15 protein-coding genes and 1 tRNA gene are annotated in these 16231 nt (G+C 72.4%); 11 read left to right on the top strand and 5 right to left on the bottom strand.

The annotated features are described in order from the left end of the window. Positions 1 to 304 precede the first annotated feature (304 nt). The gene (locus tag IPZ69_RS13620; RefSeq protein WP_235454359.1) at positions 305 to 817 is read left to right on the top strand and encodes a GNAT family N-acetyltransferase; all 513 of its coding nucleotides are present in this window, start codon (positions 305 to 307) and stop codon (positions 815 to 817) included. On the opposite strand, the gene IPZ69_RS13615 is transcribed toward IPZ69_RS13620, so the two are convergent. Then, positions 810 to 2858 carry an MDR family MFS transporter gene (locus IPZ69_RS13615; RefSeq protein WP_235454358.1) on the bottom strand — a complete coding sequence of 683 codons (2049 nt, stop codon included), beginning with the start codon at positions 2856 to 2858 and terminating at the stop codon, positions 810 to 812. The genes IPZ69_RS13620 and IPZ69_RS13615 overlap by 8 nt on opposite strands. Before the next feature lie 179 nt (positions 2859 to 3037). Here IPZ69_RS13615 and IPZ69_RS13610 point away from each other — a divergent pair, with 179 nt between their 5' ends. Continuing rightward, entirely contained in the window at positions 3038 to 4186 is a 1149-nt protein-coding gene (locus IPZ69_RS13610) for a peptidoglycan-binding protein (RefSeq protein ID WP_235454357.1), read from the top strand. 10 nt (positions 4187 to 4196) lie between these two features. On the opposite strand, the gene IPZ69_RS13605 is transcribed toward IPZ69_RS13610, so the two are convergent. Together IPZ69_RS13605 and IPZ69_RS13600 are read right to left on the bottom strand one after the other, a co-directional pair. Then, a complete protein-coding gene (locus tag IPZ69_RS13605; RefSeq protein ID WP_235454356.1) occupies positions 4197 to 4853 on the bottom strand; it encodes an HAD family hydrolase in 657 nt (218 codons plus the stop codon). 372 nt (positions 4854 to 5225) lie between these two features. Next, complete coding sequence (locus tag IPZ69_RS13600; RefSeq protein WP_235454355.1) at positions 5226 to 5807, bottom strand: TMEM165/GDT1 family protein; 582 nt, start codon at positions 5805 to 5807, stop codon at positions 5226 to 5228. 377 nt (positions 5808 to 6184) lie between these two features. Here IPZ69_RS13600 and IPZ69_RS13595 point away from each other — a divergent pair, with 377 nt between their 5' ends. The 5 genes from IPZ69_RS13595 to IPZ69_RS13575 all read left to right on the top strand — a co-directional run bounded on the left by IPZ69_RS13595 (position 6185) and on the right by IPZ69_RS13575 (position 11979). Further along, a complete protein-coding gene (locus IPZ69_RS13595; RefSeq protein WP_235454354.1) occupies positions 6185 to 6829 on the top strand; it encodes an HNH endonuclease family protein in 645 nt (214 codons plus the stop codon). A gap of 148 nt (positions 6830 to 6977) precedes the next feature. Further along, complete coding sequence (locus IPZ69_RS13590; protein WP_235454353.1) at positions 6978 to 8606, top strand: alkaline phosphatase D family protein; 1629 nt, start codon at positions 6978 to 6980, stop codon at positions 8604 to 8606. A gap of 119 nt (positions 8607 to 8725) precedes the next feature. Next, the gene (locus IPZ69_RS13585; RefSeq protein ID WP_235454352.1) at positions 8726 to 10714 is read left to right on the top strand and encodes an FAD/NAD(P)-binding protein; all 1989 of its coding nucleotides are present in this window, start codon (positions 8726 to 8728) and stop codon (positions 10712 to 10714) included. A 64-nt stretch (positions 10715 to 10778) separates the two neighbouring features. Beyond that, positions 10779 to 11234, top strand: coding sequence for a DoxX family protein (locus IPZ69_RS13580; RefSeq protein ID WP_235454351.1), 456 nt, complete (start codon positions 10779 to 10781; stop codon positions 11232 to 11234). A gap of 106 nt (positions 11235 to 11340) precedes the next feature. Continuing rightward, positions 11341 to 11979: a DedA family protein gene (locus tag IPZ69_RS13575; protein WP_235454350.1), complete on the top strand. Its 639-nt coding sequence runs from the start codon at positions 11341 to 11343 to the stop codon at positions 11977 to 11979. A 73-nt stretch (positions 11980 to 12052) separates the two neighbouring features. Here the strand turns inward: IPZ69_RS13575 and IPZ69_RS13570 are convergent, their stop codons facing one another. Next, complete coding sequence (locus IPZ69_RS13570) at positions 12053 to 12283, bottom strand: DUF2277 domain-containing protein (RefSeq protein WP_235454349.1); 231 nt, start codon at positions 12281 to 12283, stop codon at positions 12053 to 12055. A gap of 96 nt (positions 12284 to 12379) precedes the next feature. Between IPZ69_RS13570 and IPZ69_RS13565 the strand changes: the two genes are divergently transcribed. Next, positions 12380 to 13351, top strand: coding sequence for a ketopantoate reductase family protein (locus tag IPZ69_RS13565; RefSeq protein WP_235454348.1), 972 nt, complete (start codon positions 12380 to 12382; stop codon positions 13349 to 13351). A gap of 386 nt (positions 13352 to 13737) precedes the next feature. Then, a complete protein-coding gene (locus IPZ69_RS13560) occupies positions 13738 to 14085 on the top strand; it encodes a hypothetical protein (RefSeq protein ID WP_235454347.1) in 348 nt (115 codons plus the stop codon). A 58-nt stretch (positions 14086 to 14143) separates the two neighbouring features. Here the strand turns inward: IPZ69_RS13560 and IPZ69_RS13555 are convergent. After that, positions 14144 to 14215 (bottom strand) — tRNA-Val (locus tag IPZ69_RS13555). Between the two features lie 143 nt (positions 14216 to 14358). Between IPZ69_RS13555 and IPZ69_RS13550 the strand changes: the two genes are divergently transcribed. After that, positions 14359 to 15627 carry a hypothetical protein gene (locus IPZ69_RS13550; RefSeq protein WP_235454346.1) on the top strand — a complete coding sequence of 423 codons (1269 nt, stop codon included), beginning with the start codon at positions 14359 to 14361 and terminating at the stop codon, positions 15625 to 15627. 78 nt (positions 15628 to 15705) lie between these two features. Beyond that, entirely contained in the window at positions 15706 to 16212 is a 507-nt protein-coding gene (locus IPZ69_RS13545) for a DUF4383 domain-containing protein (protein ID WP_235454345.1), read from the top strand. Positions 16213 to 16231: the final 19 nt, after the last annotated feature.

Genomic DNA, 16231 nt, shown 5'->3' with positions numbered 1-16231 from the left:
CAGGGCAGTTCAGGGCAGTTCAGAGTGGTCCTTTCATGAGGTTGTGGGGGTTCGCCCAGGCGTGGATCCCGCAGGTTCTGCGGAAACGCTTCAACCTCAACAGAGCAGCGGTCGACATGACAACCGAACCACACAACACTTCGGTCCGAACCCGAACCGTGGGTTGAGGACACGCCGGCTGACATCAACAAGGGCAGACAAGGACGGGGACTTCTGCAGCCAGGCCCCACCCGCGCACACTCTTCCCGGAGCTGCCGCATATTCGGTTGCGGGCGGTGCGGTCCCCGTCCTGACAATGGCCGGTATGAGCTGGACCATCGCCCCGGAACCCGTCGACTCCCCGGCCGCCGCCGCGCTCTGGCGTGCGTACTACACCGAGGTCAGCGACCGCTGGTATCTGCTGCACGAGGGGCGGCGGACCGATCCGGCCGAGTTGGAGCGGGAGATCGCCGCCCGTTCGAGTGCCGAACTCGCGCCGCCCAGTGGGCGGTTGCTGGTCGGGTGGTACGACGGTGAGGCGGCCGGCAGTGCGGGCGTACGGCTGCTGGACGCGGAAACCGCCGAGCTCACCCGGGTGTTCGTGCGCGACGAGTTGCGCGGCAGGGGTGGCGCGGCGCTGCTCGTGGCCGCCGCCGAGGAGGCCGCCCGTGCCCTCGGCGCGAACCGGATCGTCCTCGACACCCGCGGCGACCTGGTGGAGGCCCGCGCGCTGTACGCCCGGCTCGGCTACGCGGAGTCCGAGCCGCACAACGACGACACCTACGCGGAGCACTGGTTCCGCAAGGACCTGGGCGCCGCCCGGGAACCGCTCAACTGACCCTGGTCGCCCCGCTCCCGGCGCCCTTCCGCGGCTGCTCGCACTCCGAGCCGCAGAGTTCGTCGGTCAGTTCCTTCACCAGCCGGGACAGGTCGGTGGGCCGTCCGGGGCCCCACCAGTCGCCGAGGAGTTCGGCCAGGGAGTCCTCGCGGGCCCGCGCGAGCCGGTCGGCGGCCTCGGTGCCCCGGGCGGTGAGGACGAGTTCGACTCCCTCGCGGGTGCCGAGGCGGCGTTCCTCGATCTGGCGCTCGGCGTCGAGGAGCACGGTCAGCGGGAGGAGGCCCCGGTCGGCGAGCGCGCCCGGCTCCACCGAGCCGTACTTGCGCATCCGCAGCAGCAGCCAGCTCGCGGCGGGCAGCAGGTCGTACCCCGCCCGTTCGGTGATCTTCCGGTAGATCTCGCGCCGCCCCTCCCGGGTGCCGAGCAGGGACAGCGCGCGGCACACCTCGTCGTACGACGACCGTTCGACCGGGTTGCTGGCCAGCGTCTCCGTCACGTCGGGCGCGGTGACCGAGCCGCGCAGCCGGTCCTCCTTCAGGAACCAGGCCAGGACGAAGCCGGCGAGGGCGACCGGAGCGGCGTACAGGAAGACGTCGGTGATCGCCGAGGCGAAGGCGTGCAGGGCCGCCGGGCGCAGCGAGGGCGGCAGGGCGCCGATGCCGCGCGGATCGGCCTTGAGCGCGTCCGCCGACACGCCCGCCGGCAGACTCACGCCCCGGAAGGCGTCGGCCAGCTTGTCGGCGAGGCGGCCCGCGAAGACGGAACCGAAGATGGCGACGCCGAAGGAGGCCCCGATCGAGCGGAAGAAGGTCGCGCCGGAGGTGGCGACGCCGAGGTCCTCGTACGAGACGGCGTTCTGCACGATGAGCACGAGCACCTGCATGACCAGGCCGAGGCCCAGGCCGAAGACGAAGAAGTACACGCTCATCTCGGCCGTCGAACTGTGCTCGTCCAGCCGGTGGAGCAGGAGCAGGCCGAGCGTGGTGACGGCGGTCCCCGTGACGGGGAACACCTTCCAGCGGCCGGTGCGGCTGACGATCTGCCCGGAGCCGGTCGAGGAGATCAGCATGCCCACCACCATGGGCAGCATGTGCACGCCGGACATGGTCGGGGATATGCCGTGCACGACCTGGAGGAACGTCGGCAGGTAGGTCATCGCGCCGAACATGGCGAAGCCGACGATGAAGCTGATGACGGCGGACAGCGTGAAGGTGCGGATGCCGAACAGCTTGAGCGGGAGGACGGGTTCGGCGGCCCGCCGCTCGACCGCGACGAACGCGACGGCGAGGACGGTGCCCAGCACCGCGAGCCCGACGATCTGCGCCGACCCCCACGCCCAGGTGGTGCCGCCGAGCGAGGCGACCAGGACCAGGCAGGTGGCGACGGCGGCGATCAGGAAGGTGCCGAGGTAGTCGATGACGTGGTGAGCAGCCTTGCGCGGGATGCGCAGGGCGGTCGCGATCACGGCGAGGGCGACGATGCCGACGGGCAGGTTGACGTAGAACACCCAGCGCCAGCTCAGGTGCTCGGTGAGCAGCCCGCCGAGCAGCGGCCCGAGCACACTGGTCGCGCCGAAGACGGCACCGAACAGGCCCTGGTAGCGGCCGCGTTCGCGGGGCGGCACGATGTCGCCGACGATCGCCATCGACAGCACCAGCAGCCCGCCGCCGCCCAGGCCCTGGAGCGCCCGGAAGCCGATGAGTTCCGGCATGTTCTGCGCCATGCCGCACAGCGCCGAGCCGATCAGGAAGATCACGATCGCGGTCTGGAACAGCTTCTTGCGTCCGTACTGGTCGCCCAGCTTGCCCCACAGCGGGGTCGCGGCGGTCGAGGCCAGCAGATACGCCGTGACCACCCAGGACAGGTGCTCCAGGCCGCCGAGGTCGCTGACGATGGTCGGCAGCGCCGTCGACACGATGGTCTGGTCGAGCGCGGCCAGCAGCAGGCCGAGGAGCAGGGCGCCGATCGATACGAGGACGTTGCCTCGGACCTGCTCGGTGTCGTCCGCGTCCCGCGTCCTGCCGTGCGTGTCCAGCGTCATGAGACCTCCCGGGCTCTCGCGACTCACTCCATCGTGAAGCGTGTCACCCGTTATGGCCTGTTGAGTCCCCTGGATTCCCTTTGGAAGCTGGGATTCCGGGGGGCTTGGGGCAGCTGATGTGTGGGAGGTTTGCATAATCTCTGGAGCTCGCGAGGGGACGCGAGGGGAGGGGAACGAACGTGTGGGAACCGAAGGGTCACCCGTGCCCGGAATGCGGCACACCCAGGGGGCCGGACAACACGCCGTCGTGCGGCTGCGCACAGCGCGCCTCCGACGCCCTGCGCGAGACGCGTACGGCGGAGGCGGCAGCGGCGGAGGACTTCAATCCGCTGCGGATCCGGCCGTACGTCGAGATAGCCGGCGCGGATGAGGGCACAGCGGCGGTCGCAGGCGAGGGCGCGGTCGGGGGCAAGGGCGAGTCGGGGGACGCGGTCGACGGCTCGGGGCCCGGGGCGGCCGGGGTCGAGGTGACCATGCCGCTGCGGCCGGTGCGCGCGCAGGACGAGACCTCCGTGCCGGCCACTCCCCTGGCGCCCTCGTCGGCCACCCCGAACGCCACGGACCTGCGGCTCTTCGAGCCGGGGCGGGACGGGCAGGACGAGCGGGCCGGACTGGACGGGCCGGACGGGCTGGACGGGCCGGACGGGCTGGACGGGCCGGACGGGCTGGACGGGTGGGATCACGCGTCCGTGGCCGAGGACGAAGCCGAGGACGAGGCGGGGTCGCGCGGCGGCCGGTCGCGCCGGGGCGGCCTGCTGCTCGCCGCCGCCTGCGCCGCGGTGGTCGCGGTCGTCGCGGCGGCCGGTCTCGCGAGCGGGCTGTTCTCGTACGACCCGCCCGCGCGGGACGGAGCCGCGCCGCGGGAGGTACGGGAGAGCGTGCCGGTGGCGACGACGAGCGGCGCGGCGTCGACTTCGGCGCCCGAACCCTCGGCCCCGACGTCGGCGGCGCCCTCCGTGTCGGCGTCCGCGAGCCCGAGCCCCTCGCCCACGCCGTCGGCCTCGAAGACGAGCGCGACGCCGTCAGCGACCTCGTCGCCCTCGGCACAGCCCACCCAGACGGCGACGGTCGCCGACACGGCCGCCTCGCCGGGCCCCACCGAGGCGCCGGTGCTCCGCCGTGGCAACCAGGGTGCCGAGGTGGTCGAACTCCAGCTCCGGCTGCGCCAGTTGAACCTCTACGCCGGAGACGCAAACGGCAACTTCAACCGGCCGGTCGAGAACGCCGTACGCAACTACCAGTGGGCGCGCGGTATCGACGAGGACGAACTGGGCGTGTACGGGCCGGTCACGCGAAAGCTGCTGGAGTCGGAGACGGCCGAGCCGTAGCCCGGTCCGGCTAGCCGATGTGCAGGCGGACGGTCCCGTCGGGTCCCGGCTCGGGCCGTACCCGGGTCAGGTCCGGGACGGTGACGTCCGGGGCGTGGAAGGAGGCGCGGGGGCCGACGCCCACGACGCGCATGCCCGCCGCGCGGCCGGCCGTGATGCCGGCGCCGGAGTCCTCGAAGACCACGCAGTCCGCGGGGTCGACGCCCAGCTCCGCTGCGGCCTTCAGGAAGCCCTCGGGGTCGGGCTTGCTGGCGCCGACGGACTCGGCGGTGATCCGGATGCCGGGCAGCGGGAGGCCCGCGGCGTTCATGCGGGCCATGGACAGGGCGACGTCGGCGGAGGTGACGAGCGCGTGCGGCAGCTCCCGCAGCGCGGCCAGGAACTCCGGCGCGCCCGGGATCGCGACCACGCCGTCCATGTCCGCGGTCTCCGCCGCGAGCATGCCCGCGTTGTCGGCGAGGTTCTGCTCGACGGGCCGCTCCGGCAGCAGCACCGCCATGGAGGCGTGGCCCTGCCGCCCGTGCACCACCTTCATGACCTCGTCCCCGTCCAGCCCGTGCCGCTCGGCCCAGCGCCGCCAGATGCGCTCGACGACGGCGTCCGAGTTGACGAGGGTGCCGTCCATGTCGAGCAGGAGGGCGCGGGCGGTGAGGACGGTGGGCGTCATCGGCAGCTCCAAGCAACGGAAGCGGGGCTCACAAACAAGGCGGCCCCGCCCGCCGGTCAGGGAAAACGAGCGGGAGCCACTTTGTTCCTCCACGGTACAAAATCCGACCGCCACTCGCCACCGGCTTGGTCAACCGTTCACCGACTCTTCAGAACCACGGCCGGGAATCACACGGCCACCACGGCCGGGACGACCGGCACTCACACGACCACCGCGCCCGAGGACAGCCACGACCCACGCAGCCACCGCCCCGCCAGGGACAGCCACGTCCCACACAGCCACCGCCCCGCCAGGGACAGCCACGTCCCACACAGCCACCGCGGCCGGGACGGCCACACCCCGCACAACCACCCCGCCCCGGACGGCCAGGACTCACGCGGTGGCCGCCTCCCAAAGGCTCCACACGCCCAGCGCCAGCATCAGCAGCGCGGCGACCTTCGTGATCAGTCGCAGCGGCACGCGCTTCATCAGCGCCTTTCCGCCGACGATGCCGAGCCCGGCCACCGCCCACAGCGCGAGGACCGCGCCGAGGCCGACGGAGAGCGGGGAGTCGTAGCGGGCGGCGAGGTTGGCGGTCATGATCTGCGTGAGGTCACCGAACTCGGCGACCAGGATCAGCATGAAGCCCGCCCCGGCGACCTTCCAGAAGGACTGGTTCTCCGGCTGGCGCACATGCTCCTCGCCGTCGTCCTTCTTCAGGAGCAGCATCGCGCCGCCGGCGAGGAAGAGGACGCCCGTCACCGCGTGCACGATCTGCTGCGGCAGCAGCGTCAGCACGCTGCCCGCCGCCACCGCGAGCGCGACATGCAGCGCGAAGGCGGCGGCGACGCCCGCGAAGACGTACGAGGCGCGGTAGCGGGTGCCGAGGACGAGGCCGGCGAGCGCGGTCTTGTCCGGCAGTTCGGCGAGGAAGACGACGCCGAAGACGAGCGCCGTCACGGTGAAGCTGATCAAAATCCCTCAATCGGTCGGGGGCCGCCCCACCGAGAGTGCTGCACATCACACAAAGACACCTCGGCACGGCAGCACACTCGGCGCCCGTGCCGTACGGCACGGGCGTGCACTGCTTGCCGAAGGTCTCGCTGGCCGATCCACGCGGGATCCGCCTCCGGGCGCCGGCTCAGACGAGCTGAGCAGTATGTCGACGGTCCGGCGAAGAGCTACTCCCCTTCTGCGCTCCCCATGGTACGTGATCGAAAGTTTGCACGTAAACCTTGTCGTGTCATGTACGTGTCACTAACGTCTAACCGAAAACACACTCCACGGCAATACGGCGCCGCGAGCATTCCCTCGCCCGCGGTCCAACAGCCCACCCCCACAAGGGAGTTCGCATGCCGAAGTTCTACGCGCGTCGACGGCTCAGCATACTGGCGACCCTGACGGGTCTCCTAGCCTCTGTCGCCCTCTTCAACTCCCCGAGCGCCTCCGCCGCCCTCCCCACACCGGTCAGCGCCGCCACCGCCCGCAGCTACCTGTCCCAGCTCACCGTGGCCACCGAGAACCGCACCGGCTACAGCCGCGACCTCTTCCCGACCTGGATCACCATCTCGGGCACCTGCAACACCCGCGAGTGGATCCTCAAGCGGGACGGCTCGAACGTCGTCACCAACTCCGCGTGCACCGCCACCAGCGGCAGCTGGTACTCCCCGTACGACGGCGCCACCTGGACCTCCGCCTCCGACGTCGACATCGACCACCTGGTGCCGCTCGCCGAGGCCTGGGACTCCGGCGCCAGCCGGTGGACCACCGCCCAGCGCCAGGCCTTCGCCAACGACGTCACGCGGCCCCAGCTGCTCGCCGTCACCGACAACGTCAACCAGGCCAAGGGCGACCAGGACCCGGCCACCTGGATGCCGTCGCGCACCGCGTACCGCTGCACCTACGTCCGCGCCTGGGTCCAGGTGAAGTACTACTACGACCTCTCGGTCGACTCCGCCGAGAAGAGCGCGCTGACGAACTACCTCTCCGGCTGCTGATCGGCCAACTGCTGATCGCCTGAGTCTGTCCGCCCTCCCCCGTCGTTCAATACCGTACGCATCGACACCGTACGGATCGACGACCGCGGTGAGCCTCCGGGGTGCGCCCCGGAGGCGAACCGACCGAGGAAGAGGGCGGGCGATCGCCGTGGCCGGACTGCTCCTGGGACCACTGCTGAGGTACGCCGACGGCTCGTCCGCGACCGTATGGGTCGAGACGAGCCGTCCGTGCACGGCCGAGGTGCGCTGCGCCGACGGCGCCGGCGGCACGGCCCGCACCTTCCAGATGGCGGGCCACCACTACGCGCTGATCCCGGTGACCGGACTCATACCGGGCACGACCCGGCCGTACGAGGTCTTCCTCGACGGCACGCGCGTGTGGCCGCGGGCCGAGTCCCGCTTCCCGCCCTCGGTGATCCGCACCCCCGCCGACGGGGACCCGGTGCGGGTCGCCTTCGGCTCCTGCCGCTGGGCCGCGCCGCCGGCCGACGGTACGGACCCGGTCGGCCCCGACGCCCTCGACTCGCTCGCCGCCCGCATGGCGGCCGACCCCGACGGCGAGCGCCCCGACGTACTGCTCCTGCTCGGCGACCAGGTCTACGCGGACGAGACCTCAGGGGCGACCCGGCGCTGGCTGGCCGCGCGGCGCGATCTGGCGGACCCGCCGGGCAGCCAGGTCGCGGACTACGAGGAGTACACCCGGCTCTACTACGAGTCCTGGCTCGACCCCGAGGTGCGCTGGCTGCTGTCCACGGTGCCCAGTTGCATGATCTTCGACGACCACGACGTCATCGACGACTGGAACACCTCCGCCTCCTGGCTGGCCGACATGCGGGCCACCGACTGGTGGCAGGAGCGGCTGCTGAGCGGCCTGACCTCGTACTGGGTGCACCAGCACCTCGGCAACCTCTCGCCCGGCGAGCTGGCCGCCGACCCCGTCTACGCCGCCGTACGGGAAACCCCCGACGGCACCGACGTGCTGCGCGCCTTCGCCGCGAAGGCCGACGCCGACCCGGCCTCCGTCCGCTGGAGCTACCGGCGCGATTTCGGCCGGGTGCGCCTGCTGATGGTGGACACCCGGGCGGCCCGGGTGCTCGACGAGGACGGGCGCGCGATGCTCGACCCGGGCGAGGCGGAATGGCTGCGCGAGCAGACGCTCCAGGACCGGAGCTCCTACGACCACCTCCTGATCGGCACCTCGCTGCCCTGGCTGCTGCCGCACCTGGTGCACGACGTCGAGACCTGGGACGCGGCCCTGTGCCGGGGTGAGCGCGGGCAGCGCTGGGCGCGGTTCGGCGAGAAGCTGCGCCGCCATGCCGACCTGGAGCACTGGGCGGCCTTCCCGGCTTCCTTCTCGGCCCTGTCCGACCTCATCGCGGAGGCCGGCACCGGCCCCGACGCGCCGGCGACGGTCTGTGTCCTGTCCGGGGACGTCCACCACGCCTACGTCGCCGAGCCGGCCTGGCCGGCCCGCACCCCCGACGCCCGTGTCCTCCAGCTCACCTGCTCGCCCCTCCACAACTCCGTGCCCTCCTGGATGCGCTTCGGCTTCCGCTTCGCCTGGAGCGCCCCGGCACGGCTGCTGGGCCGGCGCCTCGCCCGGCACGCCGCGGGGCCGACCCCGCCGCTCAACTGGCGTAGGACCAGCGGTCCGTGGTTCGGAAACCAGCTCATGTCCCTTGCCCTGCACGGCCGTTCGGCCCGGCTGCGGGTGGAGCGGGCGCGGTCGGACGGAACCCTGAAGACCTTGGAGGAGTCGCCTCTCACCGCCCCATGAGGGACAACCGTGACGTCTGGGACCGGCGTTGGATTCACCGGCGGACGACGGCATGATGAGGCGGACCGTCCGCTTCCAGCGGACGTTCTGCCGCCCAGCGCCCCACACGCCCGGGAGTCATGTCCTTGTCTGCACCGACGTCTGCACCGACCGAGGTATCCGCAACGGTGTCCGTCGCCCTGGTCGGCGCCGGACCGCGCGGCACCAGCGTCCTGGAACGTCTCTGCGCCTCCGCACCGGAGCTCCTGCCCGCGGGAGTCCGGCTGCGGGTCCATGTGATCGACCCGGCGCCGCCCGGACCGGGCCGCGTGTGGCGCACCGCGCAGTCGCCGGAACTGCTGATGAACACCGTGGCCTGCCAGGTGACCCTGTTCACCGACGAGAGCGTGGACTGCTCGGGGCCCGTACGGCCGGGTCCGAGTCTGCACGAGTGGGCGGGCGGTGAGCTGGGGGCGGACGACTACCCGAGCCGCGCGCACTACGGCCGCTACCTGGAGTGGGTGTTCGGCGAGGTGGTGCGTCAGGCGCCGGACGCCGTGCGCGTCGAGACGCACCGGGCCCGCGCCGTACGCCTCGACGACGCCGCCGACGGCCGCCAGGTGCTGACGCTGGACGACGGCCGTGTGCTGCCGGAGCTGTCCGCGGTGGTGCTCGCGCAGGGCCACCTCGCGGTGGCCAAGGGCGCCGAGCAACGGCGCCTCGCCGACCACGCCGAGCGGCACGGCCTGCGCCACGTCCCGCCCGCCAATCCGGCCGACGTCGACCTCTCGCCGCTCGCCCCCGGCGAACCGGTGCTGCTGCGCGGACTCGGCCTCAACTTCTTCGACCACGTCGCCCTGTTGACCACCGGCCGCGGCGGCCGCTTCGTTCGCGCCGCCGACGGCACCCTGCGCTATGTGCCCTCCGGCCGCGAACCGCGCCTGTACGCCGGTTCGCGGCGCGGTGTCCCGTACCAGGCGCGCGGCGACAACGCGAAGGGTCCGTACGGCCGTCACACCCCGCTGGTCCTCACCCCGGAGGTGATCGCGGGCTTCCGCAAGCGCGCGGACTCCGGCGAGGCGCCTGACTTCCTGACGGAGATATGGCCGCTGGTGGCGAAGGAGGTCGAGACGGTCTATTACGAAGCCCTGGTGAGGAGTTGGGACGGGAAAGGGACGGGGGCGGGTGCGGGGGAGGTCGCGGGCGCCGTCTCCGGGCGTTTTCGGGAGCGGTTCCTCGGGGCGGCCCACGGCGGCCCTCAAGAGGCCCGCGTCCTGGACGAGTTCGGGATCTCCGGCGCCGACCGCTGGTCCTGGGACCGGGTCTCACGGCCGTACGGCGGACGGTCCTTCGCCGGGCCGGACGCCTGGCGCGACTGGCTGCTCGGCCATCTGCGCGAGGACGCCGCCCAGGCCGCCCTCGGCAATGTCGCCGGACCCCTGAAGGCGGCCCTGGACGTGCTGCGCGACCTGCGCAACGAGATACGGCTGATCGTCGACCACGCCGGGCTGACCGGCGCCTCCCGCCGGGACCACCTGGACCGCTGGTACACCCCGCTCAACGCGTTCCTGTCCATCGGCCCGCCCCGCCGCCGCATCGAGGAGCTGACGGCCCTGGTGACGGCGGGCGTGGTGGAGGTGCTCGGGCCGCGCCTTCAGGTGCGGGCGGAGGACGGGGGCTGGCTGGCCCACTCCCCCGACGTGCCAGGCTCGGCCGTGCGTACGACGGCCCTCGTCGAGGCCCGCCTCCCGGAACCGGAACTGCGCCACACCGCCGACGACCTGCTCGCCGGGCTCCTGAAGACCGGGGCCTGCCGGCCGCACGCGGTGGACGGCTACGAGACCGGTGGGCTGGACGTGACACCGCGCCCGTACCGCCTGATCGACCGCCAGGGACGCCCGCACGCACGCCGGCTGGCGTTCGGCGTGCCCACGGAAGGGGTGCACTGGGTGACGGCGGCCGGGGCCCGGCCCGGCGTGGACTCGGTGACGCTGTCGGACGCCGACGCGGTGGCGAGGGCGGTTCTGCGGGTCGCGGGGGCGGAAGCGGAGGGGGAAGCGGAGGGGGAAGTGGAGGCGGAAGTGGAAGCGGAACCATGGCCGAATGTTGAACTTGCAAGCATTGATTAGGTCTGCCTAACCTGAGCTCCATCGGTACCGCCGTCCCCCACCGACCTACCGAGGGAGTGCCCCCATGTCCGGACGCCTCGACAGCGCCCAGCCCTACGTCATCGGCCTGTTCCGCATAGTCGTCGCCCTGCTCTTCGCCGCGCACGGCGCCGCCTCGCTCTTCGGCGTGCTCGGCGGAGCGGCGGGCACCGACGGCGGCACCCTCGACGCCGGCACCTGGCCCGGCTGGTACGCGGCCGTGATCCAGCTCGTCGCCGGCGGCCTCGTACTGCTCGGCCTCGGCACCCGCGGCGCCGCCCTGATCGCCTCGGGCTCGATGGCGTACGCGTACTTCGACGTCCACCAGGAGGCGGCCCTGTGGCCGATCCAGAACGGCGGCGAGCTGCCGGTCCTGTTCTGCTGGGCGTTCTTCCTGCTGGTCTTCACCGGCTCCGGCGCCTTCGGCCTGGACCGGCTCTTCGCCCGGCGCACGGCGGGCACGGCGCGGCCGGCGGCGGAGCAGACCCCGGTCGCGGCCTGACGGACCGCGCCTCGGTCTCGGCGCCCTCGGCCGGTGCGCGTTGACAGACCGTGCTCACCACGACAGCCCCCCGTGACCCTCCTGTCACACCCTCGGCGTACGCTGTATGGCTGTTATCGGGGGAGCAACGGGGGAGCTTGTCGTGTTCGAAGGTGTGGTGTCGCTGGTCGCGGGCCCATGGATCTACGCCGCGGTGGGCCTCTCGGTCCTCCTCGACGTCTTTCTGCCGGTGCTGCCGAGCGGGGTGCTGGTGATCACGGCGGCCACGGCGGCCGCCGCCGGGTCCGGCGCGACCACCGGCCATGTGCCCGACATCCTCGCGCTGGTCCTGTCCGCCGCCACCGCCTCGGTGCTCGGCGATCTGGTGGCCTACCGCCTGGCATGGCTGGGCGGGGAGCGTCTGGACCGCGCGATAGCCCGCTCCCGGCGCCTCACGACCGCGCAGGAACGTCTCGGCGCGGCTCTGGCCCAGGGCGGCGGCGCGCTGGTGATCCTCGCCCGCTTCGCCCCGGCCGGCCGGTCCGTCGTCTCCCTCTGCGCGGGCGCCGCCCACCGCCGCCCGCGCGACTTCCTGTTCTGGTCCGCCCTGGCCGGCCTCTCCTGGGCCGGCTTCAGCGTCGCCCTCGGCTACCTCGGCGCGCAGTGGCTGGGCGCCACCTGGCTGGCGACGGCGGTGTCCCTGACGGCGCTGTTCGGGGCGGGGGCCGTGGCTGCGTACCTGGTGCGCCGACCGGCCGCGTCCTGAAGGCCGTAGAGAAGTAAAGAAGGGCAGAGGGGCAGAGGGGCAGAGGGGCAGAAGGACATAGAGGACGACGGGGCTAGACCGCGTCGCGCGTGGCCTGTCCCCGTACCTGAAGGTCTCCGAGCAGTTCGGCCGTGGCCGCCGCCACCGCGTCCACGGCCCGCTCGAACACCTCCCGGTTGTGGGCGGCGGGGGCCCGGAACCCGGACACCTTCCGTACGTACTGGAGGGCGGCGGCTCGAATCTCCTCCTCCGTGGCCTCTTCGGGCAGCGCGGGCGGACGCAGGGTCTTGATACTCCGGCACATGCCCCCAGTCTCGCCCACACCGCCCCGCCCTGCGAAGATCCCTCCCGAAGGCGGCCACCGATCCCGGGGCCGACCGACGAGAGGAACAACATCATCATGGCGAACAAGCCGAACGAGCCGAACCAGCCGAACAAGACAGACGCTTCGGGTACGGCGGACGCGAACGGCGCCGGTGACCGGCTCACCGTCGCCGTCCTCGGCCCCGGCGGCGTGGGCGGTCTCCTCGCCGCCCTTCTGTCCCGGGCCGGTCACCGGGTGATCTGCCTGGCCGGGGACGACACCGTCCGCGCCCTGCGGGACACCGGAATCCGGGTCCGCAGCGGGCAGTTCGGGGACTTCACCGCCCCGGTGGAGGCGGACACCGAGCTGCGCGCACCCGTGGACGCCTGCCTGGTCACGGTCAAGCAGACCGCGCTCGACTCCGCGCTCACCCGCGTCCCGCCGACCGCTCTCGGCGACGGCCTCCTCGTACCGTTCCTGAACGGCGTGGAGCACCCCGCCACCCTGCGCGAGCGCTACCGTCCGGACCGCGTCGCCCCGGCGGTGATCCGCGTGGAGTCGACCCGCCTCTCCCCCGGAGTGATCGAACACGGCAGCCCCTTCGCCGAGATCGACCTGGCCGGGGACCCGGTGCCCCGCCCCCGTCTCGACGCCCTGGCGGCGGCCCTCGCCGGCGCCGGACCGGCCACCCGCGTCGTCGAGGACGAGACGTCGGCGCTGTGGGCGAAGATGTCGTTCCTCGCCCCGTTCGCCCTGCTGACCACCCGCCACGGGCTCCCCCTCGGCGACGTACGCACCAACCACCGGGCGGAGTTGACGGCCCTCCTCGAGGAGACGGCCGCGGTCAGCCGCGCCTGCGGCGCCCCCGCCGACCCGGCCCGGGCCCTCGCCCGCTACGACGCCTTCCCGCCCGGCACCAAGTCGTCGATGCAGCGGGACGCGGAGGCCGAGCGACCGCTCGAACTCGACGCGATCGGCGGCGCGTTGCTGCGAGCGGCCGAACGCCACGGCGTGCCCGTGCCCGTGACGGCCCGCCTGGTACGGGAGTTGCGGGAAGCCGGCCACTGAGGCGGCCGCGCGACCTCAGCGGGTGAGCGGCCGCCCGGCGCGACACCAGATGCACCACGGCGAGCGCGTCCGCCGTGGACGGCATCCCGGTGTCGCGCCGGGTGGCGCCGCATCGCCGCGTCGCCGCCTCCCCGGGCGGGACCGCCCGAAGGGCTCCCTCGCCTCCCGGCAGGACCTGGCCGAGCCTCGAACTAACGACCGACCGCGTCGCCGCGGCCCGCGCCCCGGGCGCCGAGATCACCGCCGCACCCACCACTGACCAGCGCGAACTCCCGCGCGAGACCCTCCGGCGGCCCACGCGGGCCCGCCCACGGACCGGGCACTCGTTCGCATGAACCTCCGGAACGAACTCGCCTCCCAAAATCGAACAGGCGTAGCATTGCCGCGTGGCTACGACCTATGACTTTCCGAGTGACCTCCTCGCCGGTCAGGAGGAGCTGCATCAGGTCCGGGCCGAGCTGTCGGCCCTGCTGAAACGGCTCCCCTGGTCGGTCACGCCGCTGGACGCCTTCAGCGACGACAACGGCTGGCGGAAGGTGGAGCGCCCCGCCTCCCCCGGCTGGACGGCCGACGAGCAGGCCGAGGTGGAGAAGCTGAGACAGCGCGAGCACGAACTCGCGGTCTTCGTCAGCGGCCACCGCTTCTGGGCCGAGGTGGCGGCGGCGGAGCGCGTGGACGCCCGTATGAAGCTGAAGCAAGCGCGGGAGAACGAGAACAACACCGAGGGCGACTGAACGGCGGTGCACACGAGAAGACCCCGGCCGTCCGACGGCCGGGGTCTTCTTCCTGGAGTGGGCGCGGACGGTTTCGAACCGCCGACATCCTGCTTGTAAGGCAGGCGCTCTACCCCTGAGCTACGCACCCAGAACGATTCGACAGCCTACCCTGCCGGGGCCGATGTCCCGCAAACCCGTATCGCGAACCGCGAACTGACCGGCCCGTGTGTTCGTCTACAACGGGTGGGAGAATGACTCCACGCAGGGCGGACCACGGCACAGGAGAGGGATGTGGCGGCGACACCCCGAGGGGCCGGCGGTGGCACCCGGCGCTGGTTCGGCGGGCGGGCCGAGAGCCAGAGAGCCGAGGCGCAGGCGGCCAAGGACGCCGCGGCCACGGCGTTCTACGAGCTCGACACCGCTCAGCGGGATCTCAGGATCTCGATCGAGACCATCACGGCGGTGGACGACACCCCCGCCGCCCGGCGCGCGGTCGCCGACTTCGAGGCGCTGGGGCGCCGGATCGACGAGGTGAGTCGCCGCTACATCGAGGCCGTCGACGCGCACGACCTCGACCGGGACGACCTGGACGCCTCGGTGGCCTCCCGGGCGCGCTCCGAGCTGACCGCCGCCAAGGACGAGCTGGTCCGCGTCAAGGAGGAGCTGGACCGTTTCGGCAACGGTCTCGGGCCGCTGCTCGGCACGGCCGAGACCCAGCTCGCCCGTCTCGCGCCCGCCGTCGAGCGGGCCCGTCAGGCGCTGCTCGCGGCCTCGAACGGCCTGGACGCGCTGCGGGAGGCCGGGCTGAAGGCGGACGATCTCGCCGCGCGGCTGGCCGCCCTCTCCCCCGAGCTGACCAAGCTGAACCAGGGCGCTGGGCAGCACGGCGTGCAGCAGACGCTGGAGCGGGCCGAGCGGGTCCAGCGGGAGGCCGGGGCGATCCGCGTGGAGGCGGAGCGGCTGCCCGAGAAGGCCGCCGAGATCGACCACCGGCTGGTCAGCCTGCGGACCCGGGCCCAGGCCCTGACCACGCGCGCCGGGCAGGTCGACCCGGTGCTGAGCGAGCTGCGGCGCCGGTTCGCCGCCGCCTGCTGGCAGGACCTGCAGCACGTGCCGGAGCAGGCCACGCAGAACGTGCGGCAGGCCGAGCAGAAGCTGGCGGAGGCGCAGACGGCCCGGGACGGCCAGCGCTGGCCGGACGCCACCGCGCTGCTGTCGACCGTACGAGCGCTGCTGAACACCACCGACGAGGCGGTCTCGGCCGCCGGGGACCGGCTCCAGCGGCTCAACGCCGTGCAGAAGGACCCGCAGCAGGAGATCCAGCGCACCCGGTTCGCCATCCGGGACGCCCAGCGGCTGGCCATGACGGGGCGCTCGACGCCCGATCCGCGGCACGCGGGGCCGCTGGACGAATCGGTGAACCGGCTGGAGCGCGCGATCACCTCGCTGCAGGGCCGTCACCCCGACTACTGGCACTTCCTGACCGAGACGGAGGCCGTGCGGCAGACGGTCGCCCGGGTGGTGTCGCAGATACGCGAGGAGCGCGGCGGGCCCCACTGAGCGGTTTGCCGCCGAGGCATCGCGGGCGGATATTGGGACATACGTATGTCCTCCGCTGGCTGAGCGAAGGAGGCGGACATGGCCACGCATTCAGCGCATCGGGAGACGCGGCGGATCCGGTTCGACGAGCATCTGCCCGTCGACCACCGCCTGAACACGGTCTATCGGGTCGGCGCCGGCCTGATGGGGCTGTTCCTGCTCGTCTTCGGCATCTTCGGCGTCATCGACAAGATCGGCTTCTTCGACACGGGCGGCGACACCGTCATCGGCCTGAACACGAACGGCTCGCTCAGCATCCTGTCGATCTGCGTCGGGGTGCTGCTCCTGGTGGGCATGGTGATCGGCGGGAACTTCGCGTCGACGCTGAACATGACCCTGGGGATCCTGTTCATCCTCAGCGGCTTCCTGAATCTCGCGCTGCTCGACACCCCGTACAACTTCCTGGCGTTCAAGATCCAGAACGTGCTGTTCAGCTTCGTCGTCGGCGTGCTGCTGATGTTCTTCGGGATGTACGGACGGGTGAGTTCGACCCTCCCGCCCGACAACCCGTACTGGCGGGCCCGCCACCCCGACGCGGCCCGATAGCGACCGGCGGGAGGGGCGG

It is taken from the genome of Streptomyces olivochromogenes (assembly GCF_021538895.1).
Taxonomy (GTDB): domain Bacteria; phylum Actinomycetota; class Actinomycetes; order Streptomycetales; family Streptomycetaceae; genus Streptomyces; species Streptomyces olivochromogenes_A.
This window is presented reverse-complemented; position numbering and strand designations above follow the sequence as displayed.